The following is a 25,768-nucleotide window of genomic DNA, read 5'->3' as shown; positions in this document are numbered from 1 at the left end:
TCCCCATTCCCCTGTCGACCCCTCGGCCAGCGACCCCTGGCCCGGCCCGAAAGGCGCCCTTTGTTCGCCCTCCTCGTCGATGCGCAACTCGCCGCCAGACTCAGCGACCTCCCCCTGGTCGGCGACCGCATCTCCCCCGAACACGACCTCGGCATCACCGGCGTGAAAGCCGTCATCGCCTCCGACGCCCTCACCGCCGAGCAGGTGAAAGCCCTCAACGAACAGATCTCCCGCCTGGACGGCACCCACCCCCGGTTTCCCGAGGAGACCCGCGGGCGCGCCCTGGTGGCCCTGGACTACGAGTGGGGAGGTGAGAAGCGCACTCCCCTGATGTTCCGCCTCGCCGGCGCCAAGTCCCCCGAGCCCAGGTCCTCCAAGTCCCCCGAGGACCCCGCGAAGCAGCAACTCGACGCCGCACCGCGCACCCTGGCAGCATCGGCCCCCGCCCCGGCCGCGTCCGACGACCCGGCGGCGCCGGCCGTCGCCTGGGTCACCCTCGACCGCTCCTTCGGCCCGCTGCTCCTGCGGCGGCTGGGTGCCGGCTACCAGGACGAGAAGATCTGGGTGCTGTGCGACGCCGGCGTGCACGCCGGTCCGCTGGAGATCGGCGTGGACGGGCTGGGGCTCGGCATCCCCCTGAACGGCGGGGACTTCACGCCCTCCGGCCGGCTCGACGGTCTGAGCCTGGCCTTCCGCAAGCCGCCGCTGGAGATATCCGGCGCGTTCGTGAACAAGCCGGTCACCGAGGACTCGCCCTACGACCGTCTGATCGAGGGCAGCGCCCTGATCAAGACCCCCACCGCCAGCTTCACGGCGATCGGCGCATACGAGCACCTCAAGAGCGGGACGCAATCGCTCTTCCTGTACGCCGAGTTGGGGGCGAAGTTCGGAGGCCCGCCGGCCTTCCGCGTCACCGGCGTCAAGGCCGGCTTCGGCTACAACAGCAGCCTGCGCGTGCCCGCCATCGACCAGGTCGCCGGATTCCCCCTGCTGCGCGGAATCGACGGAGCGGGCCAGGACACGCCGCCCGAGCCGCTGGACGTGCTCAAGGAGCTGACCGAGGGGACCGACGCCGCTCCCGCCTGGGTCACCCCGCACGAGGGCAGCACCTGGCTGGCCCTCGGTCTGAACGCGGACGTCTTCGAGATCGTCCACTGCAAGGCCCTGGCGTTCGCCGAGTTCGGCCCGGACGACCTGGTGGTGGGGCTGCTGGGCTCGGCCAAGGCCCAGTTCCCCGACCCCGAGAAGAAGATGGGCGAGCCGTACGCCGGCGTCGAGCTGGACATCTCCGCGGTCTACCGGCGTTCCGCCGACATGCTCGCCGTCGACGCCCGCCTCGCCCCGGACAGCTTCCTGCTCGACCGGGCCGTGCACCTGACCGGCGGGGCGGCGCTGCGCCTGTGGTTCGGCAACAGCGACCACCCCGGCGACTTCGTCTTCACCATCGGCGGCTACCACCCGCGTTACGCCCCCGCCCCCCACTACCCGCAGGCGGACCCAGTCGGCGTCGACTGGACCTCCGGCTCCTCGGTGGCCCTGAAGGGCACCAGCTACTTCGCGCTGACCCCCTCGGCCGTCATGGCCGGCGGCCGCCTGGACCTGCGCTACGACAGCTCGTGGGCCAAGGCCCGGGTCGACGTCGGCTTCGACGCCCTGGTCGAGTGGGCGCCGTTCCACTACGAGGTGGACGTGTGGGCGGAGATCACCGCCCAGGTGTGGCTGTTGCTCGGCTGGAGCGGCGAGGCGTCGCTGGGCGCGCGGCTGTCGGTGTGGGGCCCGCCGTTCGGCGGCACCGCGCACGTGAAGGTGCTCGGCATCTCCATCCCGATCGACTTCGGCGAGCGCAGGGCCGGTCCCGCGCCCATCGGTTGGGACGAGTTCCGCACGCTGCTGCCGCAGCACCCGCTGACGGTCGCCCCCGTCGACGGGCTCCACCCCGACCACGCCACCGCGGCACAGCAGGCCGCACCGGCCGACGGTGGCTCCGGCGCGTGGACCGCCACCGCCGACGGTTTCGCCTTCACCGTCGGCAGCGCCTTCCCCGCCTCCGCGCTGAAGGTCAACGGCGTGGACGAGACGGGGGACGAGACGGGAGACGAACGCGCCAAGGTCGGCATCCGTCCCATGGGCAAGACCGGCCTCGACGTGACGCTCTCGGTCACCGTCGAGGAGGAGACCACGGACGGCCACTGGCGGCAACTGCCCGCCGACCGCTGGCGGGACTGGACGGTCACCACACAGCACACGCCGCAGCCGACCGCGCTGTGGGGGGACGGGAAGGCCGACGACGCACTCGGCGCGGACCCCTTCGTCCACGGCCTGGTCAGCGGCGCACGCATCGCCGTACCGGCCCCGCGCCTGCCCGAAGCGGCCGCCGCCGGCCAGAGCGGTCGCCTCGACCACGCCCCGCTGCTGCCCGAAGGGATCCTGCCGCTCGACCCGGGCGCAGCCCCCGCCGGGGTCCGCGGGGAGCGGGAGGAGACCGCCGGCACCGGCGCGCTGCGGGTCGACACGTCCGAGCAGACCGCGCTGCGCAAGGACGCGCTCGCCGCCCTGCGCGCCGCCGGTTATCCGCTCGGCGCCGCCCCGGAGCTCGACCGCTACACCCGCGAAGCGGCCTTCTCCTCCCCGCCCCTGCGTCTCGCCCACTCGTGAGGACCTCATGACCACGCAACCGACCGAGCCGTCCGCACCGGCGGGCAACACCCCCGTCACCTTCTACGACCACCTGCTGCCCGGCATCGAGGCCGGCCGCTACCGGATCACCGTCGACCAGCAGTTGCCCGCCGAGCAGTTGCCGGGAGCCCGGCTCGACCCGGTGGAACAGATCGTCGACGTACGGGCCGCGCAGTTCCGTCTCGACCCCTCGTGGGTGCACGCCGTGTACCCGGCCCCGCACAGCCAGGGCCCCTTCCACGGCCTGCTCCCGCACATCACGCTCAACCCCGCGGCCCTGCCGTGGGAGCGCGAGCCCTTCACCGGCAACGTCCAGAACCCGGCCCGGGCCCCCTGGCCGGCGCTGCTGCTGTTCGGTGAGGGCGAACTGCCCGGCGACCCCAACGCCCTGGGCACCACCGCCTCGGTGACCGTACGCGCGCTCCTCGACGGCGACGCCGCGGTGTCCGGGCCCGCCCTGGACCGGAACGCCGTCGACCCCGCCCTGCTCGACACCCCCTGCCGGGTCGTCGACGTACCGCGGGACCTGCTGGCACAGCTGCTCCCCGAGCTGTCCGACCTCGCGTTCCTCGCCCACGTCCGCTCGGGCGGCGAGGACGCCGCGCCCGCCGAAGGCCAGGACGGCCGGCTGCGCCAGGAGGCGCACGCGGTCATCACCACCGCCCGCTTCCCCGCCACGGCCCAGGGGCGGTACGTGGCCCACCTGGTCTCGCTGGAGGGCCACGCACCGGCCGGGGCGCAGGCCGACGGCAAGCCCGTACGCCTGGTGTCCCTGCACAGCTGGACGTTCACCTCCTGCCCCGAATCCGGGGACAGCTTCAGCCGGTTGGCCGGACGCTTCGCCCCGGGGCACGGCGAGCACAGCGCCGCCCCGCTGTGCCCGACCCCTGCCGCGGACGCCAATCTGCCGGAGGAGCTGGGCACCCTGCTGGAGCAGGGCATGGTCCCGATGACGCACATCACCGACTCCGGCGAGCGCGCCCTCGCGTGGTACAGCGGCCCGTTCCTGCCCCGCGTCGCGCCCGGGCTGCCCCGGCCGGCGGACGGTCACTTCCCCGACGCCGACGGCCTGTTGCTCCACGAGCCGCACACCGGCACCTTCGCCACCGGCTACGCCTGCGCCTGGAACGTGGGCCGCGCCCTGGCCCTGGCCGACCCCGGCTTCGCCACGACCCTGGTCCGCCTGCGCCACCAGGGCCGGCTGCGCCGGGCGACCGACCGCCAGTACGCGACGTACCGTCGGCAGCTCTTCCACAACGCCCCGTCCGCCGGTCCGGCCCCCCGCATGGCCGCCCGCGCGGCCGCCCCGACGCCGCGCGAGCAGTTCGAGGAACTGCTGCGCGGCGACGCCCTCGACGCGCTGGCCGAGTCCTTCGCCGCCCCCGACGACGCCGGGCCGCGCCCGCGGACCGTGCGCGCCGCCCCCACCGCATACCGCCTCGACGCACCGCCGCGCTCCTCCGCCCCGCAGTCGGCGCCGTCGGACGCGCGGGAGACGGCGGCATGGCTGGCCAGACTGCGCACGCTCAGCGGAGTGCCGTTCGACTGCCTCGTACCGGACCAGCGGATGCTCCCGCCCGAGAGCCTGCGCCTGTTCCACGTCGACCGCGGCTGGCTCGACGCCCTGCTCGACGGCGCGCGCAGCCTGGACCGGCACCCCGGCGCCGACACCGCGACCGATGCCGAACTGGACGGCCTGCTCGACGGCCACGGGTCCGTGCCCGCCGCCGGTCTTCTGCTGCGCTCGGCCCTCGTTCCGGGCTGGCCGACGCTGCGCGTCGAGGCCCACGCCGCGTCCGGGACCGTCCCGGTCGAGGTGATCCGCCGCGAAGCCCTGGGCGCCGACGTCCTGTTGATGCTCTTCGACCGGATGCCCGACCGCCTGACGATCAGCGAACCGCACCAGGGGCTGCACTTCGGCATGGACGACCAGGGGAACGTGGCACTGCGCAGCCTGGCCCCCGGCGAGGTCGGCCGGCCGCTGGGGCGCTCGGTGCCCGTCGGCGCGGACCCGGCCCTGACCGTCACCACGCCCGCCGGGGCACGGGTGCTGGACCTCGGCAGGCTCGCGGCCCGCCTCGCCGAGGACGTCAAGCCCGGATCCCCGCTCTCTCCCGCCGAGTTCGCCGTGCAGCTGGTGCGCGCCCCCGAGCAGCTGACCCTCTCCTTCGAAGGAACCACCCGATGAACACCGACCTCCTGGTCCCCGTCAGGCTCCGGGCCCTGGTCGTCAACGACCAGGTGCGCGCCCGGGACTCCTTCCTGCGCTGGATGCCCAACTACCACCTGCTGGGCGTCCACCGCTCCCCGGAGCCGTCGCCCTACGCGAGCACGACCGCGGAGTCCTTCAAGAAGGCGGACAACGACGGCGTGTACCTCCACTGGGAGCTTCCGGCGGCACTGCGCCGGGCGACCACGCCCGGCGGCGAGGTCACGCTCCCGCCCGCGCCGAACCGCTGGCTGGTCGTCCGGCACGCCCACACGGCAGCGGGCGAGTACGCCACCGCCGCGTGGGTCGTCGAGAGCGACTTCCTCGACAAGCGCACGGGCACCGTTCCCTACCTGCGCCCCGGCCGGGGCCACGTCACACCGACCCGGATCGGACGCCACACCGAGGCCGCGCAGTGGACGGAATCCGCGGCGGAGCAGCCCACCTTCCTGACCGCGACCGGCCCGGGCACTCTGACGTTCGCGGCATTCCAGCCGCACTGCCAGGACGTCTTCTCCTTCCACGACCCCCTGGACCAACTGCCCCAGCAGTTCGACCGCCTGGGCTACCAGGTCATCGGCTGGCACGCGACGGGCTCCGACGACCCGCTCGCCGACCCGCAGGTCCGCGAGGCCCTGGAAGGCTCCCTGGGCTGGCAGACGGACAGCACCCCGCCCCCGGGCTCCCGTACCGTCTACACCGGCCGCGTCCACAGCGTGCTGCCCCACTACGACCCCTCCGGCGAGCAGCGGCCCGACCCGACCGTGGCCGTCGCCGACAGCGCCCGTTCCGCACTCACCGCCCTGACCGCCGGCAAGGCGGCCACCGACCCGTCCCTCACGCTCGCGCCCGCGCTGCTCGACCAGCTCCAGTGCAACACCCTCGCCCGGGCGGACGAGCCGGACAACACACACCTCCTCGCCGACACCCTGCTCGGCGCCGGCTTCGGCGACGGCACGGCCTCGTACGCCTGGCACGCGGTGCCGCCCAGCACCGCGGAGGAGGCCGCCTCCTCCGAGGACGAGCGCCGGGCCCGGTCCGTCGAGGCCGGCTTGAACGCCGCGCAGCACGCCTACGACCGGGCGGAGCGCGAACTGGCCGGGCTGCGCCGGAGGCTGTACGGCATGTGGCGCCTGCAGGGCCTGCCCGTCCTGCCGCGCGGCTATCACCACCAGCAGCTGACCCAGGAGCTCGACGCCGGGCGCGAGGGAAGCCTCGCAGCGCGCGTGCGTGCCGACCGGGAGGCGGTCGACCGCCTCCGGTCCGCCCTTCCGGGCGGGGACACGCCCGCGCAACTGGCGGAATCGGTCCGCCAGTACGCCCAGGCGCAGGGCCTGCCCACCGGCTGGGGCCTCAAGCGCGTGGCCCCGGCCCCCTTCCACCGGGCCCTGGACCCCGCCGTCGTCCTGCAGGGCGCCGGCTCCCTGCCCGTCTCGGACGACGCGACGCTGCGCTGCCGGTTCGGTGACCAGACCGTGACGGCCGTGCAACCCGCCGACGGCTCCGCCGAGTTCACCGCAGACCGGGCCGATCTCGCCTGCAACACGCTCGACCTCGGCGCCGGCGAGCACACGGCCATGCCGGACTCCACGCGCGCCCTGCTGCGTGAGGCGTTCCTGCTCGACCCGAACAGCCGGCCGGACGCGGGCGCAGTGGCGATGCCGCGCACCGGTACCGCCCCGGCCTTCGGCGACGATGCCTGGGAACAGCCGTGGCACCCCCTCCACCTGCTCTGGGAGATCGAGTACCACCCCCTCCCCCACGACCAGTGGGAGTTCGACGGCGACCGCTACACCTGCCCCCGGCCCCGTCCCGAGGCCGCGCGCACCTACATCGGCCGGACGCTGCTCAGCGACCACCTGCCGCGGAGCCTGGCCGACCAGCTCCGGCAGTACGCACCCGACGACCCCGGACTCGCCCCGCACTGCGACGCGTTGGCGGAGCGTGTGGTCCGCGGAGACGTGCTGTCCAGCTCGCTGGCGGGGCTGCGCGACATGCTCATCGGCCAGGACCCCGGCCAGGGCGTCCCGCCGCTGGGCGCGCCGCCGGAGCTGGCGGAGCTGATCGGGGACGCCTACCGCACCAGCCCCGACCCGGGGCCCCTGCCCGTGCCCTTCGAAGGCTGGCCGGACTCCGGCTTCCAGCAGCTGCGCGCAGGCCAGTTCCGCTTCCTGCGGCTGACCCTGGTGGACTCCTTCGGACGTGCCCTGGACGTCATCACCCCGGCGGGCACCGGCGGGGCGAGCGGCCTCCGACACCCCGTGGTGGCCGAGCAACTGCGCCCGCAGCACGTCCCCGAGGCCCTGGAGACCACCCCGGAGCACGTCATCCAGCTGCCGCCGCGCCTGCCGCAGGCCGCGCGCCTGGGGCTGGACCTCATGGACGCCGCCCGCGACGCACACCAGGCCACGCACCTGGACGACGGCAACCCGCTCGGCGGCTGGATCGTCCCCAACCTGGTCGACGGCTCGCTCGCGGCGTACGCACCCGACGGCACCGCCCTCGGCCTGCTGCGCTGGGCGTACCGCATCGGCCGGCCGTCCCGGGAAGCGGTGTGGACGCCGCTGCCCGGTGCCGCCCCCACCGGCCTCGACGCCCTGCGCACCGCGTTCCCGCAACTGCACGCGCTCATCACCTGGTTCCAGGGCACCGGTGCGGACGGCAGCCCGCTGCCCGCCGCCATGGATCTCCTGGAGACCTCGCTGGTGGACATCGTGCCCACCGCGGGCGCCGCCTCCGCCGCGCTCGCCGGGCGTCCGCTGGCCCTCGTCCGCTGCCGCCTCCACCTGGACCTGGACGGACCGCCGCCCACCGACCCGGGCTGGCAGCACATCTTCGACCACGAGCCGCCGAGCCCGGAGTTCACCCACTACTCCTGGCCGGTGCGCCTGGGCGAGCAACTGCGCATCGGCGACGGGCTGGTGGGCTACTTCGCCGACGCCGACCCGGACGTGCTGCGCACCGTGGTCGCACCGGGCGACGCGCATCCGCGCATCGCCGCCATCGGTGACGGAACCCACCTGCGCGTCACGGCGGGAACGGCCCAGCAGCTGACCCTGCTGGTCGACCCGCACGCCCCCGTGCACGCCACCACCAACCTGCTGCCCACCACGACGCTGGAGATCCCCCACCGCTTCACCGACGGACCGCTGAACCGCATGCGCACCGTCCTGCGCACGGGGCCGCTGCTCACCCCGGCGGCCGCCCTTCAGAAGGGCACCGTCGCCCTGCCGGTGCGCACCGTCGACGACCAGACGTGGACATGGGCGGAGCGCGCCGCCGACGGCACCTGGGCCCACTTCCCCACCTCGGCCGCGAGCACCACCCCGCGCTGGACCGGCCAGGCCCCCGTCCTCCGCTCCGGCCTGCTCACCTCTCGCAGTCCGCTCCCGCAGGCCGGCTCCGCCGCCGTCACCGCTGCATCCGAGTAACTCCCGCAAGAACCGAAGGAACAGCCACCATGAGCGCCAACATCGGCGGCACCAGCCGCCTGACCTACGGCCTGGCCACCGTCCCGGCCCCGCTGGCCACCGGCCGGCCGGCCCACATCGACATCGTCGTGTCCAACTCGGGCACCGAGGCCGTCCTGTGCAAGCAGATCCTCGTCGAGATCCCCACCGGCGACCTCGCCCAGGACCTCGTGCCCGCGGGCGGACACGTGCGCCCCAACGCCGAACCGAAGGAGCAGTGGACCGCCGACGAGATCGAGAGCGGCGTCCTCCTGGCCCTGCCCCAGGACGAATTGGCGGCCTTCACCCCGGGCAACACGCCCGTCGTGGTCCGCCCCGTCACCGGCGAGTCCGTCTCCCTCACCACGCACGGACTTCTCCTGAGCCTCAAGGACTTCAAGGCCAACGGCCTTGCGGGCACCGCCCTGCTGCGTATCCGGGAAACGGTGAGCGTCGACAACGGCCAGACCTGGGAGACCAACCAGGTCGTCCTCCCGCTCGCCAAGTACCCTATGGCCGAGGCCCTCACGCCCGACGTGGTCGGCGACCTCGTCCTCCGCGAGATCGACACCAACGGCAACCCCGGCTCGACCCCCGTCACCCTGCTCAAGGCGCGTCAGAAAGCCGCCCTCACCTGGACCGCGCCGTCCGACGCCGTCTGCGACGTCTACTACGACGGCCGGCACGACGGGCCGCTCAGCGGACGGGACAAGTGGCAGTGCGACGTCACCGGCCTCACCCGTGACACCCAATTCCACGTCCGGGTGACGCTGGAGCGCTCCGGCGAGACGATCACGCACCACCTCTCGACGGCCGTCGCGGTCGAAGAGCCTGTCTTTCCGCAATTGACCGTCACCAAGATCTCCGCAGGCGGCCAGAGGGGCAAGTACGACCACCCGCTGCTCACCATCGACGGTGCTGTGCAAGTGGAAAAGGACAGTCACTTCTCCGGTTCCGTGGGAGTGGCAGGGGAGAGCCACTTCTACGGAACCGTGTACGGCGGAGACGGAACGCTCGCTGTGGGCGATGCCGTGGTCGCGAAGAAGGACCTCACCGTGACGGGCAAGCTCGCCGTGACCGAAAAGGCGCTCGTCGGCTCGACGGACTTCAGCGGCATGGGCAACGGCGACCTCTGGATCAGCGGCAAATTCTCGGCCGACCGCGCCGATCTCAACACCCTCCTCGGTACCCCGGACAAGCTGACCGGCGCCTTCCAGGGCGCGGAACGCACGGCACAGTCCCACGGCCTGCTGCTCCTGTGGATCAAGACCGTCGGACGTCACGCCACCAGGACCGTCTACGTCGACATCAACACCGGCGGCGACAACTTCGAGACCGTGGCCGCCGCATCGATCGACTACGGCAACGCCCCGGACGTCTGGGGTGCCTCCGCCACCGTCCCCCTGCGCAAGGGACAGCGGTACAAGATCTGGCAGGAGGGCGAAGGCGGCACCACCGACGCGTACTTCTTCCCCGTCCTCTCCGGATGACGCCGGCAAGGCCACGCTCGTCTCCGCCGACGTGAACAACACCGGCCCCGCACGAGTCGCCATCGCGTGGGGCGACCACCCCTTCCCTGCGTGAACCGGGCGGCCGGGCACAGCGCAGCGCACGCCGTGCCCGGCCGCGGAGCGGCCTCCGCGCGCCGGCCTTCTCCCCCGTCCGAGCCCCCCCGGCCCCACCCCGAACCCGTGCCCCCGAAGGAGAACAACTTGAGCCCCCAGCCCGGGCCCATGACGGATGGAACCCCTGCCCGTAAGCCGGCCGACATCGTGCTCACGGACACCAAGGACACGACCTGCGCCGTCATCACCTTCCCGGAAGCGGCAGATCAGCATGCCGGGCCACCGCCGACCGTGATGATCGACTGCGGAAATTCGCTCGGGTCGCAGGAGACCGCCGAGAAGATGCGCGCCACCGTGCGGCGGGCCCTCGCCGGGCGCACGCGCATCGACCATGTGTTCCTCACGCACCCTGACTCCTCCCATTGCAACGCCCTGATCCCGGTGACCCGGGGGCTGGAGATCGGGCAGGTTTCCTGCGGCGGAGACCTCCGGCAGTACGCCGGCCTCCAGGGAGGAACAGAGCTTCACCGGTGGCTGGTCGGCAACAATGCGCGCACCTTTCCGCCGTCCTTCCGGGGATTGGGTGCGCCGGTCGTCTCGTTCGGCGGAATGCGGCTCTATGTGCTCGCGGCGAACTCCACCGGCAATCCGGGATCGTCCGATGCGGACGCGAACGGATGCGTCCTCCTGCTGGTCTACGGTTCGCTGCGCATCGTCTTCCTCGGCGATGTGCCGGGCGCCGTTGCAGCCGGCCTTCAGGCGGAGGCGTTCCCGGCCGATGTCGCAGACGGGCTCACAGGTCATCCCCTCGCACCCCAGGGACAGTTGCTCGTGCTCGGTCATCCCTCGGCCGACGGCGCCCACGGGTGGCCCTGGGGTCCGGAGGGGAACCACCGGTACACCCTCGTGCAGGAGCACACTCCGTTCGCCTCGGAGGGCGGCCCGGCCACCGGACACGCCAGCGCCGCGGTGCTGTTGTCGGGCCCGTCGGCGGAAACGGCGTCCGCCGCCGAGGCGGCGGAGAAGGACCGGTTCACTTTCACGTCCGTCGATCTATAACCCGCCCCCCCCCGAAGCGAACTCGTTCACCTTCTTCCCCGAATCAGGATCACAGATGCCGAACGGCAGTCAGAAGAAGCTGCTCCCCATTTTTCCGTACGTGCCGAAGAGGGTGCCGGACTGGGTGTACCGGATCGACAGCCGGGGCCCGGAGGAGATATTCAAGGACGGGTTCACGGGCTGGGACACGTACTACGACATCCCGGGCCACCTCGCGGACTGGAAGAACTTCAGCAGGAAGAGCGGGTTCGTCAGTGTGGCGCGGGATGCCGACACCGCCATCAAGATGTTCGTCCGCTGGGAGCTCGGCGATCTGCTGGAAGAGATGAGGGAAACCGACCTCAATGCCGGACTGGCCGTCCGGGAACTCGAAAAGAGAAGGCACGGCAGCGAGGCGGACCTCTCCGAACTGCGGAAGATAGCGCGGGAACTGGCCAGGGACCGGGACGGCACCTCCCTGAAGAAGTGGCTGTACGTGATCAAGCCGACCAAGTACTTGGTCAGCATGGAAGGCAATGTGCTCGATCCGGGGCGGCGCGGCCATGCCGGAGGCCGGGCCCGGAAACTGGTGAAGGAAGCCACCGAGTGGGACGCGCCGTGGCACATCCCCCCGCAACGGGTCCTGGAGGCGTACCAGGTGGACATCACCCTGCGCTTCACCTTCTCCGAGCGGCCCGACGGCCGCCTGCCGGTCAAGCAGCATGCGTGGTCCTCGGCACGGGACTTCATCAAGCATGAGCCGGACCGGAGCAAGGGATTTCCGGGATTCGACCGGGGGTTCCGTTACAACCCGTTCCAAGACGAAGCGGCACGCTGGACAGGGCTCGTCGGCTATTGGACGAATCTCGACAAAGCGCCCCGGACCCCTGGCTCCCCGAAGTTCACCCCGCCCCGAGGATGGCGCGGTGAAAAGGAGTTCTGGCCGGATCGGGGCCAGGCAGAGCCCAGCCATCCGTTCGGCACCCCGGCAGAGGTGACTCCGGTCGTCCCCCGGTGGGCCCGTTGACGGCCGTGCACGGCGCAGAAAAGCATGCAGAAACGAAAGGCGAAGTGGTGTCCCTGTCGATGGCGCAGGTCCGGACGATCCTCACCGACACGAAGGGGGAATTGACGCTCACCCCAGAGCAGTTGGTGCACGAGAACGCGCTGAAGCTCTTCGACGACTACCTCTTCACGGACGCTCTGACCGTCCATGACCCCGAGGTGGACCTCGAAGCGCCGGCCGTCACCGGCCGGTTGGCACTGGCTCACCACGGCGCCGACCTGCCCTGCACCCTGCGGTTCCTCGGCGATGCCCGGGGAACGGACGTGAGCGCCGTCGTGCTGGACGTACAACTGCCGGACTGGCGGTTCCGACTGGGCGATCTCGACCTCGACCTGGGCTTCCTGGGCACCGCGTGGAAGTCGGGGCGGCTGCACGCCGTCCTCACCCTCGGCCTGTCCGAGGACGGGGGCCCGGCCGTCGTACCCCGCTGCGTGGTCCGCCTGCCGGGAATCGGCGCAGACGCTCGACAGTGGGAGTTCGACGTCACTTCTTCCGGGGCATCGACGGTCACCGCGTCGCTGGCTCTGGGCGAGGGACTTTCCTTGTCCGCCCTCGCCGATCTCGCTCAATTGCCGTTCGGTTCGGGTGCCGATTTCGCCCTTCCGACGGAGATACCTGTCACCGCTCCTCGAATACGGCAGATCCAGATGGTCGCCGATACCGGCCAAAGACGGCTGTGCAGCGTCTGGTTGCGGGTGGGCCTGGCCGATCACGTGGCAGTGGTCCCGGGGACGGCGGAGCTCACCGCCGTCGAGGCGGAGTTCACCCTGACCTTCCCCGAGGGCAGCCCCGTACGGACCCGGGCCGCTCTGCATGCCGGTATCGACATGCACGGCTACACCCTCAGCGGAACCATCACGGTTCCGGAGCTGGAGGTGACGGCCGAGGCGGCCGGCCCCTTCCCGGACACCGGCACACCGGCCGAACTCGCCTCCGGGAGCGGTCTGGAGGGTCTTCCCGTCGCCCATGCCACGCTCAGGGCCGATCTGCGGGAGGGGAGTTATGCCCTCGCGCTCGGCTATTCGGCACCCGCAGCATCCGGTGCGGACTTCGCCCTGGAGAACGCAGCCCTCGAAATAGCCGGCCACGGGAGCGGGGCTCCGGATGTACGGATCCTCGGCGAGCTGGCCATCGGCTCCGCCCAGGTCCGCGCCGTCGCCGCCCGTACGACGGACGGCCGGTGGGAACTGGCCGGATCGGTGCGCCATGTGGACTTCGCTTCGGTCGCCGACTGGCTGTCGGAACGCATGGGAGTCACCGTGCCGGAATTCCTGCGAGGCGTCGTCCTCGACGACCTGTCCGTGGCCCGGAGGGCCGATGGTTCCTTCGAGTTCTCCGCCGACAGCCTGTTCTCTCTCGGCAGCCGCACAACAGACCTCCTGATCAGCGCCGCCAGTGGCACCGGCCCGGGAACCGGGCATCTGCAGGCCACGCTGTCCGTCGATCTGCCGGCGGCCGAACCCATGATTCTGGAGCTCCAGGCGCAGCCGGGAGGCCGTGTGCAGGCCTCCTGGCAGGGCGACGCCGCGGTATCCGTGACAGATCTCGTCGAATGGCTCGGAGGGACGGTGGACGATTCCGTACGGAACCTTCTGCCCAAGGTCACCAAGCTCGAACTCATGACGGGGGACGGCGGTGTCGTCGTCGCCGCGGACGCCGGAACCGTGCGTGCCGTATTCGCCACGGCGCCATCCGGAGCGACGCCCGCCCCGCTCGCGGACACCCACCGCGGCTGACCGATCACCTCCTCGCATTCTCCTCGCATTCGGAGCACCCAGTGACCCACCCCTCCACCCCCAGGACGCCCCCCGCGCGCATGCGGATCACGATGGGCACGCGGGGTTCCTGCCCGGCCGTGGAACTCCGCCCGGGAATCGCCGTCACGTCCGTCAACCGCACCACCATGCTGTCGCACCCGACAGCCCCCCTCGACCAGGCGTTCCTGGACCATGTGGACGACCTGCTGGCCCGGTTGGAGGCCGTTCCCTCCGGTAAGCGCCTGGTGGACTTCTTCGGGCAGGCCACTCCGCTTCCCGGCCCCGACGGGTTCGGCGCATCCGCCTTCACCGCCCAGTACGAGTCGGGGAATTCCCCGGCGAGCATCTCGACGGTGATTCTCTCCCGAGGGGGCGGGACCGTCGCGGATACCCGCACTCTTACCGACGAGACGCCCGCCGCCCGCACCGGTCTCGGCTACTTCTCGTACATCGAGTTCAATCCGCGTTTTACCGTGGTTCAGGACAGGGTCATTCTGGCGCCCGAGATCGTCCTGGGCCATGAACTGGTCCACGCCGCCCACATCGTCGCCGGATCGATGGAGACGAACGAGGAGGAGCAACCCTATCTGGCGGGACTCCTCAACGGCGCTCTCGCGTTCGACACCAGCCCGCTCGAAGAGATCGTGACCCACGGCAACCCCGTCGCTCTGGAGTGGCTGCTGGGCACCACGACCGATCCCGGAACGGGACGGAAGGTCCTGCGCAACACCCCCGGACAACTGCGGAGTATCGAGGCAGTCGACCTCCACATGGCCAACGACGCCGCGCGGGCACAGCACATACGCACACAGCGCATGGAGTTGTTCGACATCAGCGAACGCCGGCTGGCCAAGGAGCTCGGATTCGCTGCGCGCCCCACCTACGGCCCGTTGGCGAAGGGAGATCAAGCTGCGGGCATCTGGAAACGGGGCTGGAAGCGACCCGAGGGGGACTCGATGTTCAGGGACCTCATCCTCAATGACCCTAAAAACAACGCGAAGAGAAGCCTTGCTGTGAAGTACTTCGACCGCTTCTTCAACGAGCTGGACGACTTTCTCGCGGATCGCACGACGGCCGAGCCCCACGTTCGGCAGGAGCTCGAACCCGAGCACGCCGATCGGGCCGGACGCATCATCGCGGCCCACGACGGCCCTTCCCCTGTGCTGGAGTTCGCGCGCCCGCAGCCGCCCGTGGCCGACCCCGGAAACGGCCCCGCCGTCATCAGGATCAGTGAAGAGACCTATGCCTGACCCCACCGCTTCACGTGGGTACGGCCCAGAGTATCGCCCAGAACATCGAGGACGGGATTCGGCAATGCCATTGTCCGTTGAGGAAATCGCCGAGAGGGCACGGAACGGAAGTCTGCGCATCGAGGCCGAGGAGTTCGCCGACCCCGCGGTCCGGGGCGCGTTCTCCACGTATCTCGGCTCTCCCGAACTGAACTTCTCGGACGCGGAATTCACCGCGGAGAGCATGACGGTCCGGGGGCGCTGCGTCGTACCCGACCTCGGGCCGGAGCCGTGCCCGGCCGTGGCGGAGTTCCTGGCCGACACCTCGGGCAGGACGGTCGTGGGATTCGTCCTGGTCGTGGACGCCCCGAAGTGGCAGCTGCCCGGGCCTTTCCCGGCGCACGACCTGAGTCCGCTGCAGGCCCTGGGGGCGCAGTCGCCCGTCGTCGTGCTCGACGCCACCCCCCGGCCGGGCGAGGAAGCGGGAGGGGAACAGCAGAGAGCCGTCCCGGGAGCCCGGTGGGAGCTGCCCGGTCTCGACGAGCCGGTGCTGTTCCTCGCCTCCGTGCACGAGGGCACGTTCACGGTGTCCGCCCGCTTCCCCGACGGGCTCACCCTGCCGTCCCTGCGGTACGTGGCAGACCTGCCGGGCTGTACGGGCGCTGATGCCGTCACCGAGCACTTCCCCGCGGAGTGGCAGGGGCTCCTCGCCTCGGCACTGCCCGCGCTCCGCGAGGTCACCGTCTCGTACGCCCCCGGGGACGGGCGGGTGACCGGAGAACTCGAAGTCGATCTGGCCCAGGAATGGCCGCTGTTGGCGGGTGTGACGCTCGGCCGGGTCCGTGCGCGGATCGCCCTGGACTCCGCCGCCCGGCAGAACGGCTGGGGAGGGCTGTCGGTCGAGCTGGGTGCGCACCTGTCCGTGGCCGGACTGGAAAGCGCCGTCACGGTCGACCTGCCCGCCCTGACGGCGTACGGCGAACTCGCCGACGGCAGCGGCCTCTTCGAGGACGCCGCCCCGGGCCTCGGCAAGAACGGCTGGGGACGGCTCTCCTTCCTGTGCGACCTCCGGGAAGGCGCCTTCGTCGTCGCGGGAGAGCTCCTGAGCCCCCTGGAGATCGCGGGCGTACGCATCGAGGACCAGACGGTCCTGGTGTCCGGCGGCGGGGACCGGGCGCTCGAAGTCACCCTGGCGGGCACGCTCGTCGTGGGCGGGACCCGGGTCGGGGTGAAGGCCGCCAGGAGTGCCCGGGGCTGGGGGCTCACGGTGGAGGCGGACCGCATCGCCTTCCGCGACATCAGCGCCTGGACCGAGCAGGCCATGGGCAGCGGCCTGCCCGCCTCCCTGGCGGAACTCACCCTGCAGGAGCTGTGCTTCGAGATCGTCCCCACGCCCTCCGGCCGGCTGTTCGCCGCGGCCGGATCCGCCAAGTTCCCGCTGCCCGCCGGACTGCGGGCCCGCGCCCGCCTCACGACGCGGATCAGCACCGGGGACGGCCCGTCCGAGGTCGAGGCCACGGGCTCCCTCCTGCTCAGCGGCCCGGAGTCGTCGCTCATGGAGCTGGACCTCGTGGCGGACAAGGATCCGGACGCGACGAGCTGGACCGCGACCTGGGCCGCCCAGGAAGGCATCACGCTCGGGGAGGCGCTCGCCCCCCTGCTGCCCGCGACGGGGTCGCCGACGGCGGAGCTGCCGAACCTGCTGCCCGCCGTCGAGAAGATCTCGCTGCGCTACACCGCGCCGACGGCGGACGGTGCCGCTTCCTCCCTGGTCCTGACCGCCGACGCCCGTCAGCAGGCCGACACCCGTCATCAGGCGCGGGCCGTCCTGGTCGTCACGGACTGAAACCCCCTGAATCCCCGCGGGCTCCCCGAAAGGAAACCCCCCGTCATGCGTCGCCTCACAGGGCTCGCCCCTGCCCGTCTGACACCACCGCAGCCGGTCCAGGCAGCCGCGGAGTCGCCCATCGAGATCGCCTGGCTCGGCGGCAAGCCGCTCTCCCTCACCGTGATACGGCCCGGCATCGCCGTGTGTCCCGACCCGGACGTGCTCGACATCCGCGACGACACCTCCAACCCCGAGCCCGGCCTCGAGCTGGACCACGGGGACTACATCGGGGAGATCGACTTCCTGCTCCGGCGGATCGAGTCCTCCGAAGCGGGCAAGCGCCTCGTCGAGTTCCTGGGCCACGCCCGGCCGTTGCCGGACCCGGACGGCACCTACGGCGGGCCGGAGGACTGGGACGCGGGCGTCAGCACGCGGGTCCTGTGCCGCCACAGCGGCTCCCGGAAGAGCGGTCGAACGCCGAAGCAGCGGGACCTCGTGGGGATCAACGTCATCATCACGCAGGCCACGGACGGCAAGCCCGCCCAGTGGTCGCTGAACTCCAGGCTCGAGGGACCGCTCTACAACGGCCGGGGCGTGTACTCCGTCGTCTCCTTCCACCCCCGGCTGCTGCTGCTCTCCGACGACGTCGCCACGGCCCCCGAGGTGACCCTCGCGCACGAGCTGATCCACGCCGCACACGCCCTGGCCGGGACCATGGACGACACGGGTCACGACGACGACGAACGCGCCAGGGTCCGGCAGGCCGCACTGGCCGAGACCGAGCGGCTGTTCCGCGAGAGGTACGGCACCGGCTACGCGGTCAGCATGAAGAACCCGGGCCCGGTGGACGTACCCGACACCGGCAAGCCCGAGACGCGCAAGGAGCGCGAGGCGTTCTACAAGGCGACACTCACGGAGCTGTCCCTGAGATACCTCAACCCGCTCCCGGTCGCGGAGACGGAGCAGGGGCTGGTCGTGCTGCGCGGCATGAACTGGGAGGAGATCCGCACCCACGGCAGCGACGTGGCCCTGGAGTGGATCGACGGCGTGGTGGTGCGGCACAAGGGGCGTCGGATCTCGCCCTCCCCGGCCGAAGCACGAGCGGAGCGGGTGGCGTTCGACCACCACGCCCGCGCGGTCGTACACGCCGGCCGGCGGGACGCCGACGGCCTCGCCGCCCTGCGCGACGCCGCCGCCACCTGGCAGCAACGCATGCGCGTGCGTGGGGTCACCGAGGTGGCCATCGCCCGCGACCTGGGATTCCGGCACCGCATCGCCTACGTCGCGCTGACGAGGGTGGAGCGCGTGCACCACTTGGCCGTGCCCCGCAAACGGATCCCCCACCAGCTCTTCGCCGGTGCAAGCAGCTTCGTGTACAAGCGCGACGTCTCCTCCCTGAACGCGCTGGCAGCGTTCCTGAGTCGTGTCGACCAGGCCGCCGCGTTCCAGGTGTGGGACCACCGGGACAAGATCGGCGCTGCCCGCCTGGAGCAGGGCTACCTGGTCGAGCAGCGCGCGTGCCATCGCAGCCCGGGCCGTCCGGTCGAGACCTCCCGGCCCCAGTGGACGAGCCCCGACAGCCTGTCCGAGGAGCAGCGGAAGCAGGCCGGCGTGATCGTCAACCAGGTCCGGCCCGCAACCCCGGCCACCGTCAGGACACCCTGGGAGCCGATCACGGACGTGTACGCGGGACAGGTGGTCGGCAGTCTCCGGCCCCGCAGGGGAAGCGTGGGTTTCGTCGCCATGGTCCCGGCGAAGGTCGACGACCACGGCAAGCTGCTCACCCTGGCGCGCCGCTACCGCGACGAGGCCACCGCGAGCGGGCAGGGGTGCGCGCTCGTCATCGGGCTCAACGAGGGCTACCCCTACGGCGAGAGCGATGCCAGACGCGCGGAACGCGTCGCACGGCAGCGGCAGATCATCGACGGCTTCACCAAGGCCTGGGAACGGGAGAAAACCGAATTCCCGGTCGCCGTCCTGTCCTTCCTCTGGTGCGCGCCCAGGGGCAGGACGAGTCTCGGCGATCAGAAGACCATCCCCTACGGCGCCATACGGCAGGCCATCGCCGGGAGCGACAAGGCGCAGGAGTTCGCGAAGGCGCTGCACGCCGACGGCAAGGGATACGAGCAGATCTACTTCCACACCGGCGACGCCGATGTGATCTCGCTCAGGACCCCCGACGGCGCGCCGCTGTTCGACGCGGCGGCGGACCGGCTGCGGGAGGGCAACTGGCCCGATCTCTTCAGCGGGGGCTACCGCCTCTCCGCGGGCGGCGATCCGCGCGTGGACATCGCCACCGCGATGGACCGGGACGTCCGCGTCGCGATGGCGAAGGTCGACCCCAGGACCGTCTACTTCCCGGAGCCCAACACGTTCATCAAGCTCCTGGACGGCGAAACCCGCCTGGAGGACGGCATCACCTTCGGCATGGGCGACCAGGAAGGAGAGGCCCTGGCGAAGTCTCTCGGGAAGCTCCGCGGCGAGGACAAGGACAAGAGGGTGTTCGCCCCCGGCTGCTCCGTCGTCACCGACGGCGAAAGGCTCGTCAAGGCCATCCTGGACACACCCGCAACAGGCCCCGTCAGCGGCCGGCTCGTCGCGCTCCGCCAGTCCTACACCCAGAGCCATGCCCGCCGTGAGGAGTGGCGCAAGCGCGTCCTCGACTTCTACGGGGTGGCGCCTGATGCGGCGTTGGGCCTGTCGGATCTCGTCTTCGCCGTTCCGGACGACACCAGGCTGGCAGAACTCGCCGGAATGAACGAGGAATCTTTCAGGCAGTACGTCACCAAGGACAGAGCGGCGGAGCTCTCGAACAGCATCAAGGAGAAGAGCCTCGACGCCCCTCTCCGGGCCCAGCGCCCGCTCGGCGCGATCATCAACGGCACCCACCAGGCCCTGCTGCGCAACTACGTCGCCGCGTATCGCCGGCTCCCGCACTGAGCACGCAGCGACTGGGCGGTGCGGGTGGGTCCGGAAGAACTTCAGGGCCCGACCGGCTCGTTGGGCTCACACGTCCGAGAGTTCGCCGTGTGAGCCCGTCGAGTCGGTTCACCGACCGGTGTTTACGGCCATTCCCACCGTACGGCCGGCTTGCGGTTGAGGACGCGGTGCAGCAGAGCAGCCATGTTCGTTCACCTCCTTCCGGTGTCGTGGACCTGCCTCACGGCGCGGTGGACCGTGAAGGACCGGGGGACGGCGCCCTCGATCATGGCCGGGCGCAGGTCCCCGCCGGTGATGCTCAGGCGGGCGTCGCCGGTGAGGGCGGTCAGCGCTTCGGTCATCAGCACGTGTGCCACCGCTGCGCCGGCGCAGGTGAAAGGGCCTGCGCCGAACGGTATGTAGGGACCGTGCGGGGCCGGTTGCGCCCATCGTTCGGGGCGGAACTCCTCGCAGTCGGTCCAGCCTTGTTCGTCGTGGTGCAGCAGGTAGGGGCTGACCGAGATGGTGTCGCCCGCCTGGAACGGGATGCCGCCGAATTCCGTGGGGCGGGGTACGGAACGGCCGACCATCCACACCATCGGCCGGTGCCGAAGTGCTTCCCGTACGATCCAGTCCGCTTGCCACGGCAGGGGGGAATCCGATGTGTGGTGCGAGAAGGCGAGCAGGACGGCCCACGCGAGTGAGGCGCTGACGGGTGCCACGATCGACCGGTACATCGTCAGGAAGACCTCGGCCACGGTCCGGGCCGTCAACTCGTCCGGGCATGCGCCGAGCACGGCGTCCAGCACGTCGCGGGGTTCGCCCGCATCGTTCTCCCGGCGGTGTCCGACCTGTTCGGTGAGCGCCGCGAGGAACTTGGCGCGCAGGAGTTCCGCGCGTGCGCGTTGCCACACGCGTGGCGCCTGGAACACGATTCCGCCGTGCACGGCCCTGTCCATCAGGCGCCGGACCCGGGTCGGGGTGTCCGGGTGCAGGAGCAGGTCGGCGAGACTGCGGTACATGAGGTCGGTGGCCGTGGCCGGCCACTGTGTGGTCGGCGGCAGTCGGGCCACCTCGGCGGCGAGTGCCTCGCGGTACTGCGGTACGTGCGCCCGCAGGAGGTTCCGTACCGCGTGGCCGACCTCGATCTGCGCGGAACGGGTCGGCAGCAGGTCCCCGAAGAAGCCCGATCTGCCGGAGTTGAACTCCGGTCCGCGCAGCAACGCCTGCGCCATTTCGGCATCGCTCACGCACCAGCCGCCCCAGGGCAGTGGGACGATGCCCGTCGCGCTGCGGCCGCGAAGTCTCTTGAGGTACGCGAACGAGTCGTTGCGGTACTGGCGCTGATAGCCCACCCTCAGCCACCCGCCTGGCAGAGGGTCGCCCGGACCCAGGCCCGGTCCTCGGTGAGGAAGGCGTCGAACTCCAGGCCCGCCTCGTGCAGGCAGGCGACGAGCCGTGCGTCGTCGAGCTCGTGGTTGGTGATCTCCTGCCGCCAGGTCCGGCCGTCCATCCGGTATTCGATGGTGGCAACGACCAGGTCGTCGCGCAGGCGGCGGACGTCGGCGACCGTGATGACCGCTCCGCCGCTTTCGGTGGGGCCGACGGCGGACGGCGGTTGTGGCACGGCGCGGCAGATCAGTACCGCACCGTCCGGCCGCAGATGGATCCGGCAGGTGTCCAGGAACCGGCGGCGCAGGCTCTCGTCGGCCGAGTTGAGCAGGAAGGAGCCGAGCAGTACCGCGTCGAAGCGCCGGTCGAGCCGCAGATCCTCGATGCGGGCGCAGACCGCCTCGGTGCGGACGTGTTCGAGCATTTCCGGGGACTCGTCCACTGCCACCACGGAGTGCCCGAGTGCGACGAGTTCGTGGGCGACCCGGCCGGCGCCGGAGCCCAGTTCGAGCACCGTCGCCCCTTCGGGGATCGCCCGGTGCACGATCGTCGGTTCGTCCCTGGCCCCGAAGAGCGCGAAGAACTCCACGGGGCTTCCGTCCGGGGCGATCGCCCCGGGCCCGGTGCCCGACTGACCCATGCTTCCCATCACGCATCCCCCCGTGTGGCCCGTGAGCACCGGCCCACGATGCGCTCAACGCGCGCTGCCTGCAAAAGATTTGCTCACGGGCATATCTTCAGTGAATGGTCATGTTCGCGACAAGCAGCGAGGATCTCGGCCGTGTCCGGTTCGCCTGGTCCCCGGCATGGGAAACGCTGCAGGCCGTGCGCACGCTGATCGACCCGCGCGCACGTCTGCACCATGAGTCCTGGTACGCGGCGATAGCCGGCGAAGCCGCTCGGCTGCACCTCATGCAGCTGTTGGCGGTCAATCCGCTGCACGGATCCGTCCCCGACTTCCTCGCCCCTCCGCCGCGTACGCCGGCGCCCACGTTCCACGATCAGCTGGCGGAGATCCGGTCGACGCCCTCGACACAGGTGGCCAAAGACCTGAAGCGCTGTCAGGCGACACTGCGGGGAGCGGCACTGGAGACCGTCGATGCGATGCTCGCCGGTCCGGCCACCGCCCGTGACCTGCTCGCCGATCAACTGCACGCCGCGTGGGAGCAGCTCGTCGCACCGCTCTGGCCACGGATCCAGGCCGTGCTCGACACGGACGTGGCCCACCGGTCGCGACAGCTCACCGACCACGGGCTGCGCTCGATGCTCGACCGGATCGACCCGCGGATCGCCTGGAAGGACGGCACCGTGATCGTGGACGACGGCGTGGACCTCACGGCCGAGCTGCACGGACGAGGCCTCGTGCTGATGCCGAGCGTCTACCTGTGGCCTGCGGTGGTCGCGATAGCCGACGAGCCGTGGCAGCCCGCGATCGCCTACCCGGCACGGGGCATCGCCGACCTGTGGCGACCGAGCGCACCGCCGGACGCCCTCGCCCGGCTCCTCGGACGGACCCGCGCGTTGTTACTGGCCCGGCTGGACCGCCCCGCATCCACCACCACGCTGGCCCGGCTCCACGGACTGAGTCCTGGCGGGACCTCCAAGCACCTCCTCGCCATGCGCGACGCGGGGCTGCTCGCCGGCACCCGGTACGGCCACGAGGTCCGCTACGAACGCACCCGGCTCGGGAACGAGCTGGTCCGCCGGGCCGAGCGGACCGGCAGGCCGATGCAGTGACGGCGAAGGCGGCTGCCGTCCCCGTGACGACGGGGACGCGGATGGGGATGGGTCTCGGAACCCATGCGCCGGTCGCCTGCCTGCCCGAACACCCCGAGAAGGCACGGGTGTTCATAGTGGCGTTGATGACTGCACTGTGACTCCGCCACCATCCGACCCGGCCTGCATTCTTCGGAAGACTCAGCCCCAGTCGAGCCCACTCCGCGCCCGTAAGGTCACCCCGCCCCATATGGGACGGGACGGAACGATCCACCGTCAGACCCGTCACAGGCCAGGGAGTTCGAACCGTCTCCCCCTGCGCGGGATCGAACTGCTGTGACCTCGAGCAAACACGAAGCGAGCACCTGACGACCGAACCCACCGAGTCGGCACGCGCGTTGCGCAATGGCTGACGGATCCGCGCTACGGACTGACCGCCACGCACGCACTCCCGGCGCCGACGGGAGGGGCCGGAGCACTGGGCTGCGGACGGCGTGCACCCGACGCCGGCCGGTCACGCCGCCCTCGCGGCGGCCTGGCTGCGTCTGGTGACGTGATCACCGTGAGGTGACCGACGCGGTAGCGTTCACGATCCGGACCTGACCAGACCCCCGCTCGACGTCGAAATCCGGGTGCGGAACGCTCGTCCGAGGGTGTTCTCTCATCTCATGCACACAACAAGCCCGGTCCGCCTCCAGCCCTGGGCGGACAGTGATCTCTGGCTGCTCCGCCGCCGCAACGCCCCGGAGATGACGGCACACCTGGGCGGCCCGGAATCGGACACCGCGCTTCTCGTCCGCCATCGCCGCTGGACGGCGATGAGCGCGCAAGCGCCGCACAAGGGCCGGGTGTTCCGCGTGGAAGACCCGGCGGGGAACACCGTGGGCACTGTCTCCTTCGTTCCGAAGGAGCACGACGGAGAGCCGATCTTCGAAGTAGGCTGGGGCATCCTTCCGGAGCACCAGCGCCGAGGCTGGGCCACGGTCTCCGTGAGCGCTCTCCTCGCCCTCTTGGCTGCCCTGCCACCGGCGCATCGCCGCCCGGCCGCCCATGCATTCCCCCGCGTGAAGAACACGGCCTCGAACGCAGTCTGCCGCGCGGCGGGTTTCACCTTCCTCGGCGAAACGGTGCACGAATACCCCCCTGGCCACCACCACCCCAGCAACAACTGGCGCTACGCCTTCCGTTAGTGGTCCGGTCCGGAAGTCCTTCGGGAGGTGACGGCGGAGGCAGGGGTGTTGACCCTTCTCGCGAGACCTCACCTCTGTCTCACCTGACCTTGTTCGGTTCGCATTCCGGGAACAAGGTCAGGTGAGCCTGTCCAGGCCGGCGCCGGGCTCCTGTCCCCAGCCGCACGGCGCCTTACCGGGCCCGAGCGCATGGGGTCCAAGGCTCAGTTCCTTGTCGGCGCCGGGGCCTTCGCCGGCCCGGCCAGGTGCTCGGGTTCGAGTACGAAGACCGGGATCACGCGGGAGGTCTTCTCCTGGTATTCGGCGTACGGCGGATACGCGGCGACCGCGCGCTGCCACCACAGGGCCCTCCTCGCCCTCAAGAGGCATCGCATGCCCCCCATCGCCGTGTACGGATGACATCGGGACAGTCCAACACAAACCTCGCGCGAAGGGGAGACCGCGTTCCCGCTCTGCCGATAACTTCACGTGAGACGGCAAGGTTCCGGTGTCGCACCCGGCACCGCCGAGTGAGGTCAGCCCAGGTATGCGGGCAGGTGGTCGCGCACGGCGTGATGGAAGGCAGCGAGCCGCTCTTGCTCGGTATCGAGGTTGCTCAGGGTCTCGTAGGCGTGCGCTCGGGCGACGATTGATGGGTGGGTGGTCAACTCCCGGTAGAGGATCCAGATCCCTCCGCGAATGAGCTCCTCGCATTCCTCCTGTCGGGACGTGTCGCCGGCAGTGAAGGCCAGGAGGAGCCACAGGAGTTCGGTGCGGGCGAGAGGGGTCGTGAGGATGGGATCAGCCAGGGCTGCGAGGACTACTGCGGTGACAGCCGGGGCAGGGTCCATGAGGTTTGACTGGATCATGACGTGGCCGTCGATCCCGGCCAGGGACGTTTCTCCGGGCGTTCGGGCAGCGATGAGCCGCAGAAGGGCATCGGGCAGGTGGCTCGCGGACTCGCCGCAGCCGCACTCGATCGTGGCCCAGTCGTGGCGGTCGAGTTCGATGCGGACGGCCTGCATCGAAGGATGCTCGGTCTCCGTTTGCGGGCCGGACGTGGGCGGGGCCGACTCGGTGCGGCACTGGTCCGGCAGGCGGAAGAACTCCTCGACCGGGCTGGAACCGTCGGGCAACCGGACGCCGGGGCGGAGCCGGATCTGTTCCAGGAAGTACTGCCCCCACTGCTCCTTGGTGATCTCGTACCGTACGCCTCCATGCTCGGAGCCCTCGACCATCTCCATGTCGGAGGGAGTGGGGACGGTGTCCGCGAGCGTCATGTCGAGCTTCTCCATGATGTTGCGCGAACCGTGGTTCACGGACATCGTCTCGGCCCAGACCATGCGCACACCGAGCTCGGTGAATGCCTTGCCCAGCAAGGCCCGCGAACCCTCGGTGGCATAGCCCTTGCCCCAGGCCACCTGCCGCAGCCGGTAGCCGAGTTCGGCTTCGTCCAGAGGACCCTCCGGCTCGGGACGCAGGATGAACCAGCCGATGAACGCGCCGCCGTCCTTCTCGTGCGCGGCGAACAGGCCGAGGTCGCCACCCCACTTCTTGTAGCCGGCGAGGATGTTCGGCAGGTGGCGCTCGCGGACGATTTCCGGCGCGGTCGGACTGCCGCCGGTCAGGTAGCGCATCACCGCCGGGTCACTGTCCAGCACGATCAGCAGATCCGCGTCATCGGCAGTGAATCGGCGCAGGATCAGGCGCTCGGTCTCGAGGTAGGTGTCCACGAGTTGATCATGCCTGGAGCAG

The 25,768-nt window shown here is 71.0% G+C and carries 15 protein-coding genes and 1 pseudogene; 12 read left to right on the top strand and 4 right to left on the bottom strand.

Features of this window, described 5'->3' with window-relative positions:
- The first annotated feature begins 60 nt into the window (after window positions 1-60).
- From ACMATS_RS37170 to ACMATS_RS37125, 10 genes are all read left to right on the top strand, one after another.
- On the top strand, window positions 61-2,655 hold the full coding sequence (locus tag ACMATS_RS37170) for a DUF6603 domain-containing protein (RefSeq protein WP_414170547.1): 2,595 nt from the start codon (window positions 61-63) through the stop codon (window positions 2,653-2,655).
- A 7-nt stretch (window positions 2,656-2,662) separates the two neighbouring features.
- Window positions 2,663-4,864, top strand: coding sequence for a hypothetical protein (locus ACMATS_RS37165; protein ID WP_414170546.1), 2,202 nt, complete (start codon window positions 2,663-2,665; stop codon window positions 4,862-4,864).
- The gene (locus ACMATS_RS37160; RefSeq protein WP_414170545.1) at window positions 4,861-8,316 is read left to right on the top strand and encodes a hypothetical protein; all 3,456 of its coding nucleotides are present in this window, start codon (window positions 4,861-4,863) and stop codon (window positions 8,314-8,316) included. The genes ACMATS_RS37165 and ACMATS_RS37160 overlap by 4 nt, the downstream gene beginning before the upstream one ends.
- Window positions 8,317-8,345: 29 nt before the next feature.
- Window positions 8,346-9,824, top strand: coding sequence for a hypothetical protein (locus ACMATS_RS37155; protein WP_414170544.1), 1,479 nt, complete (start codon window positions 8,346-8,348; stop codon window positions 9,822-9,824).
- 243 nt (window positions 9,825-10,067) lie between these two features.
- Window positions 10,068-10,958, top strand: coding sequence for a hypothetical protein (locus tag ACMATS_RS37150; RefSeq protein WP_414170543.1), 891 nt, complete (start codon window positions 10,068-10,070; stop codon window positions 10,956-10,958).
- Window positions 10,959-11,013: 55 nt separating this feature from the next.
- Window positions 11,014-11,964 carry a hypothetical protein gene (locus tag ACMATS_RS37145; protein ID WP_414170542.1) on the top strand — a complete coding sequence of 317 codons (951 nt, stop codon included), beginning with the start codon at window positions 11,014-11,016 and terminating at the stop codon, window positions 11,962-11,964.
- Between the two features lie 47 nt (window positions 11,965-12,011).
- A complete protein-coding gene (locus tag ACMATS_RS37140) occupies window positions 12,012-13,739 on the top strand; it encodes a hypothetical protein (protein WP_414170540.1) in 1,728 nt (575 codons plus the stop codon).
- Window positions 13,740-13,906: 167 nt separating this feature from the next.
- On the top strand, window positions 13,907-15,010 hold the full coding sequence (locus ACMATS_RS37135; protein ID WP_414170539.1) for a M91 family zinc metallopeptidase: 1,104 nt from the start codon (window positions 13,907-13,909) through the stop codon (window positions 15,008-15,010).
- Window positions 15,011-15,074: 64 nt separating this feature from the next.
- Window positions 15,075-16,835, top strand: coding sequence for a hypothetical protein (locus tag ACMATS_RS37130; protein ID WP_414170538.1), 1,761 nt, complete (start codon window positions 15,075-15,077; stop codon window positions 16,833-16,835).
- A gap of 45 nt (window positions 16,836-16,880) precedes the next feature.
- A complete protein-coding gene (locus ACMATS_RS37125; RefSeq protein ID WP_414170537.1) occupies window positions 16,881-19,757 on the top strand; it encodes a M91 family zinc metallopeptidase in 2,877 nt (958 codons plus the stop codon).
- A gap of 191 nt (window positions 19,758-19,948) precedes the next feature.
- Here ACMATS_RS37125 and ACMATS_RS37120 read toward each other — a convergent pair whose 3' ends face one another.
- Window positions 19,949-21,091 carry a cytochrome P450 gene (locus ACMATS_RS37120; protein WP_414170536.1) on the bottom strand — a complete coding sequence of 381 codons (1,143 nt, stop codon included), beginning with the start codon at window positions 21,089-21,091 and terminating at the stop codon, window positions 19,949-19,951.
- 2 nt (window positions 21,092-21,093) lie between these two features.
- Window positions 21,094-21,777, bottom strand: coding sequence for a class I SAM-dependent methyltransferase (locus ACMATS_RS37115; protein WP_414170535.1), 684 nt, complete (start codon window positions 21,775-21,777; stop codon window positions 21,094-21,096).
- Between the two features lie 101 nt (window positions 21,778-21,878).
- Here ACMATS_RS37115 and ACMATS_RS37110 point away from each other — a divergent pair, with 101 nt between their 5' ends.
- Window positions 21,879-22,865: a DUF5937 family protein gene (locus ACMATS_RS37110; RefSeq protein WP_414170534.1), complete on the top strand. Its 987-nt coding sequence runs from the start codon at window positions 21,879-21,881 to the stop codon at window positions 22,863-22,865.
- 647 nt (window positions 22,866-23,512) lie between these two features.
- Window positions 23,513-24,034 carry a GNAT family N-acetyltransferase gene (locus ACMATS_RS37105; protein WP_390779341.1) on the top strand — a complete coding sequence of 174 codons (522 nt, stop codon included), beginning with the start codon at window positions 23,513-23,515 and terminating at the stop codon, window positions 24,032-24,034.
- A gap of 203 nt (window positions 24,035-24,237) precedes the next feature.
- Here ACMATS_RS37105 and ACMATS_RS37100 read toward each other — a convergent pair.
- Window positions 24,238-24,384 (bottom strand): annotated as a pseudogene (locus ACMATS_RS37100) (nitroreductase/quinone reductase family protein); the annotation flags it as partial.
- Window positions 24,385-24,549: 165 nt separating this feature from the next.
- Complete coding sequence (locus tag ACMATS_RS37095) at window positions 24,550-25,746, bottom strand: GNAT family N-acetyltransferase (protein WP_414170533.1); 1,197 nt, start codon at window positions 25,744-25,746, stop codon at window positions 24,550-24,552.
- Window positions 25,747-25,768: the final 22 nt, after the last annotated feature.

Origin of the sequence: Streptoverticillium reticulum (assembly GCF_047456005.1) — a bacterium.
Lineage (GTDB): Bacteria > Actinomycetota > Actinomycetes > Streptomycetales > Streptomycetaceae > Streptomyces > Streptomyces reticulum.
The sequence above is the reverse complement of the archived record's forward strand: the minus strand, read 5'-3'. Positions and strand labels throughout refer to the sequence as shown.

What these genes read in the sequence shown, in the direction of transcription:
- ACMATS_RS37135 (WP_414170539.1), top strand. Translation starts at nt 13,907, where the DNA reads ATGCTGTCGCACCCGACAGCCCCCCTCGACCAGGCGTTCCTGGACCAT.
- ACMATS_RS37155 (WP_414170544.1), top strand. Translation starts at nt 8,346, where the DNA reads ATGAGCGCCAACATCGGCGGCACCAGCCGCCTGACCTACGGCCTGGCC.
- ACMATS_RS37145 (WP_414170542.1), top strand. Translation starts at nt 11,014, where the DNA reads ATGCCGAACGGCAGTCAGAAGAAGCTGCTCCCCATTTTTCCGTACGTG.
- ACMATS_RS37150 (WP_414170543.1), top strand. Translation starts at nt 10,068, where the DNA reads ATGACGGATGGAACCCCTGCCCGTAAGCCGGCCGACATCGTGCTCACG.
- ACMATS_RS37165 (WP_414170546.1), top strand. Translation starts at nt 2,663, where the DNA reads ATGACCACGCAACCGACCGAGCCGTCCGCACCGGCGGGCAACACCCCC.
- ACMATS_RS37125 (WP_414170537.1), top strand. Translation starts at nt 16,881, where the DNA reads ATGCGTCGCCTCACAGGGCTCGCCCCTGCCCGTCTGACACCACCGCAG.
- ACMATS_RS37160 (WP_414170545.1), top strand. Translation starts at nt 4,861, where the DNA reads ATGAACACCGACCTCCTGGTCCCCGTCAGGCTCCGGGCCCTGGTCGTC.
- ACMATS_RS37115 (WP_414170535.1), bottom strand. Translation starts at nt 21,777, where the DNA reads ATGGGAAGCATGGGTCAGTCGGGCACCGGGCCCGGGGCGATCGCCCCG.
- ACMATS_RS37105 (WP_390779341.1), top strand. Translation starts at nt 23,513, where the DNA reads ATGCACACAACAAGCCCGGTCCGCCTCCAGCCCTGGGCGGACAGTGAT.
- ACMATS_RS37110 (WP_414170534.1), top strand. Translation starts at nt 21,879, where the DNA reads ATGTTCGCGACAAGCAGCGAGGATCTCGGCCGTGTCCGGTTCGCCTGG.
- ACMATS_RS37130 (WP_414170538.1), top strand. Translation starts at nt 15,075, where the DNA reads ATGCCATTGTCCGTTGAGGAAATCGCCGAGAGGGCACGGAACGGAAGT.